4 protein-coding genes and 1 pseudogene are annotated in these 3,323 nt (G+C 57.5%); 1 reads left to right on the top strand and 4 read right to left on the bottom strand.

The genetic code is table 11. The features are described from left to right. On the bottom strand, positions 1-522 hold a 522-nt coding region (locus ACXRVY_RS21110), incomplete at its 3' end, for an SDR family oxidoreductase (RefSeq protein WP_458238158.1). Between the two features lie 73 nt (positions 523-595). Here ACXRVY_RS21110 and ACXRVY_RS21105 point away from each other — a divergent pair. Beyond that, positions 596-985 (top strand): MerR family transcriptional regulator, encoded by a 390-nt coding sequence (locus ACXRVY_RS21105; RefSeq protein WP_223458935.1) that lies wholly within the window; start codon positions 596-598, stop codon positions 983-985. Positions 986-1,109: 124 nt separating this feature from the next. On the opposite strand, the pseudogene ACXRVY_RS21100 reads toward ACXRVY_RS21105, so the two are convergent. From ACXRVY_RS21100 to ACXRVY_RS21090, 3 genes and pseudogenes are all read right to left on the bottom strand, one after another. Then, positions 1,110-1,244, bottom strand: a pseudogene (locus tag ACXRVY_RS21100) (transposase domain-containing protein); the annotation flags it as partial. Positions 1,245-1,517: 273 nt separating this feature from the next. Beyond that, the gene (locus ACXRVY_RS21095; RefSeq protein ID WP_223458933.1) at positions 1,518-2,369 is read right to left on the bottom strand and encodes an urea carboxylase-associated family protein; all 852 of its coding nucleotides are present in this window, start codon (positions 2,367-2,369) and stop codon (positions 1,518-1,520) included. Between the two features lie 14 nt (positions 2,370-2,383). Continuing rightward, positions 2,384-3,049 carry a GntR family transcriptional regulator gene (locus ACXRVY_RS21090; protein WP_458238157.1) on the bottom strand — a complete coding sequence of 222 codons (666 nt, stop codon included), beginning with the start codon at positions 3,047-3,049 and terminating at the stop codon, positions 2,384-2,386. Positions 3,050-3,323 lie beyond the last annotated feature (274 nt).

The raw sequence follows: 3,323 nt of genomic DNA, 5'->3' as shown, positions 1-3,323 counted from the left end.
CTCCAGGGTCGCAAAATGCGCCTCCAGCTTGCTCCCCTCGTAACCACCGACATGCCGGTAGACGGCAGGCCAATTCGTCAGCTGCGGATAACGAGGATCAATCCCGATGCGTTGCAGATGTTCATGATTTTTCAGCATGTAGCCGCCGATCATCACTAACCGGCTTTTTTGCTCAGCCGCCAACAGCGCCACGCGCTTTGCCCCTTCTACATTCACCGCACGAGAATGCTCCACTGAAAGCCCCCAAGCGAAGTGGGCGCCCAGGTGGAATATGACTCTGGCGTGCCTCAGCACTTCTCGGTCAGCAAGACTCAGCCCGAGGTTGTCCCGTTCCAGATCGCCAGCTACGGCAAATACCCGGATTGCGTTCCCTCCCAAATTGTCGATTTGCTCCCGCAGTGCAGCCAGTCGCTCTGGGCGACGCATCAACACCCGAATGGTGTGACCTTTTGCACTCAGGTGCGCCACCAAATGTTGACCGATGAAACCGGTACCCCCCGTAACAAAACACTCCACGCTCATTTCCCTGCTCCTTGGTAAGGTGAGAAATCAAGCGTAAACTATCGACCCAACTCTATAGTCAAGCGGTGTTTTTATGAAAATCGGTGAACTCGAGGCCCGCAGCGGCGCCAGCCGCCATACGCTGCGTTACTACGAGCAAATCGGCCTGATCTCACCGCTGCGGCGAACTAACAACTATCGCGTTTACACAGCGCAAACTCTGCAGGATCTGGACTTTATCCAGCGCGCGCAAAGCATGGGGTTTTCCCTGGGGGAAATACGCGAGATTCTGGATGCGCAGCGCAACAAGCTGATCGATTGCGCTGACGGCGCCAAGCTAATTGAAAAGAAGATGGCAGAAATCAAACAGAAAATCGCCAACTTCCAAAGCATTTATCGGTATCTGGATGAAGAGCGTGCAAGCCTCGAAGCCAGTGCTGCCAAGCAACTTGAGCTTCAGCAGTTGAACAACTCTTCCAACTGAACTGTCAGCATCCGGGAAACGGAAGCTGCAGCCTGCTTCCAGCTTCAAGCCCCCCCTACGCATTTTCTAAAACCTTCTGGCCAGGCCCTGGACAGTAAGCGTCCGCCCAACAGAACTTGCGTGGTTAAACGGGCGCCCATCCATGGGGCAGCAACTCGGTAATCTCACTGGCCCGCTGCGTCGGCAGTCGCGTGAGCACGTCCTTTAAATACGCATACGGATCACGGCCGTTAAGCCGTGCCGACTGGATCAAGGCCAATGGCTTTCACCCAGCCTTTGACGATACGAGCGTATTTCCGATTCACCTTTGATGTTGTGTGCYCCACATTTTGCTGAAACATCAACAGCGCCAAGGCCCCATGACAAGAGGAGTCAACCTTCGAACTGATCGCTCGCTGTTTCCCTGGATCGACAGGAACGGCTCAATGAATTCTCACCGACCAACATCGCGCCTTCATGAACATTCGTCCGCCGACAGCTTGCGAAAACACCCGGGGCAGGCAGACATCCCGGGGGTCAATCGACTCGGTCCTTACTTTTCCCACTCGGCCTTGGGAATCATCAAGCCGTGGTTACCGTTATAAGCGGCGCGCTCAGGCTGTTTCCAACCCTGCAGCAGCGAATCGTCGAGACGGTAGATTTCCACGCCGAGAGGACGGCAAACCTTCAGCGGATCCTCCGCGTCGGGGCCCCACATCGGCAATGACAGGTCACCGCCCGGACATGTGGACAGCGCGCAGAGCAGGTCGATTTCCGCGAAGAACTCCAGGTAGTCGCCCTGCTTCGCCGGGCACGCCTTCATGAAGTACATGTCGTCGTGATTGAGGCCAGTGCACTGGAAAATGTTCAACACATCGTGCACGTCGAACTCGGTCAGGCCGTGCGGCAACACCGCGCGGGTCAGGTTGGAGTGGCAATGGTGATGGAAATCCTCGCCGGTGAGCATCTTGTTCACGTAAGGATCGCAGCGGGTGCCGAGCAGGTCGTGCAAACGGCCGCCATGTTCGTCGATGCCGTAGCCGGCCAGGCTGTCGTCGGTGATGGTGACCATCGGCCGCAGGAACGGCAGGTTCGACCACAAGCGGTCGTAGGTGGTGACGTGCGCGCCTTGCAACTGACGGGTGCGGGCCGCCCACATGCGTTCGCGGGGATCGTTGGCGCTCCACACGTTGAAGTCGCCGACCTGCGGCCCCACAGGCGTGGTCACGCGAAACACATGCCCCGCCGGCACCTTCCAGGCGCGGCCGGTGCGAATCGGCACTTCGAATTGCTCGACCAGCGTGCGGCCGTCCTTGCTTTCGCGCACGCGGTCATAGAACGCTTTGTCTACCTGCAATGCGGCGCCCTTGCTGACTTGGTAGGCCGCTGGATAATCCTTGTACATGATGGATCCTCTCTTCAGTGTTTTGGTCGGCCGCTCAGAATATCCAGCAGCACGAGTTCGGAGTCGTTGAGATAGCTGCTCATGGCTTCCTCGGCTTCCTTCTTGCGGCCGTCGCCCAGCAGATCGTGAATATGCCGGTCGCGTTCAAGCCAGGGTTTCTGGAACGATTCCTCGCTGGGGGCGTTGGAAAACACCAGGCGCGTCTGGGCCGCCACGTGGGTGAAGAATTCGTCGAACAGCGGGCTGCGCATCAGACCGACGATGTGTTGGTGAAAACGCAGGCTGTGGGTACCGAAGGCTTGCCAGTTCTCGCGATCCTGGGCCAGTTGCGCCGCCTCGATGGCATCGAACATCAGATCGGACTGGTACTCGCGTAACGGCTTGCTCGCGGCGATCGCCTGCAATTCGAGCGTGCGGCGGACCTTGAAGATGTCGCGCACATCGTCGATACCCATTCGGCGCACCATCACGCCTTTGTTGCGCACATAGCTGKTCAGGCCTTCGCGACCCAACTGGTGCAGCGCCTCGCGTACGGTGTTGCGCGAGGCGTTGTAGGCGTTGACCARCTCGCTTTCCACCAGTGGCATACCTGGCAACAGGCGCCCGCCAATGATGTCTTCGCGCAGCTCGATGGCGACCTGGTCCGGCAGCGACAGGCTTTTTTCCTTGGGTTGACTCACCGTAGCACTCCCTCCGCTCACGCGAGGTTGCGCGTGGTTTTCTTGTCCATCAGACCTTTTTGCATGTTCGTATCCTCGGTAGGTGGAAGCAGTAAGGGCGATCATGATTGTTCAACAATCACTTGGTTACCTATATGCGCATACCGTGCCAATCGTTGAATTTAAGGCCTGCTTGAAAGCTTTTTGTCTGGAGAACGCCTTTTATGGACAGGCGGGTACGCCAACACTTTTTGTCTGGAGAACGCCTTTTATGGACAGGCGGGTACGCCAACAC

Source organism: Pseudomonas sp. P5_A2_2, from assembly GCF_054177685.1.
This window is presented reverse-complemented; position numbering and strand designations above follow the sequence as displayed.

Bases quoted from the DNA above. Each gene is read 5' to 3' on its own strand.
- ACXRVY_RS21105 (WP_223458935.1), top strand. From the start codon at position 596: ATGAAAATCGGTGAACTCGAGGCCCGCAGCGGCGCCAGCCGCCATACG.
- ACXRVY_RS21095 (WP_223458933.1), bottom strand. From the start codon at position 2,369: ATGTACAAGGATTATCCAGCGGCCTACCAAGTCAGCAAGGGCGCCGCA.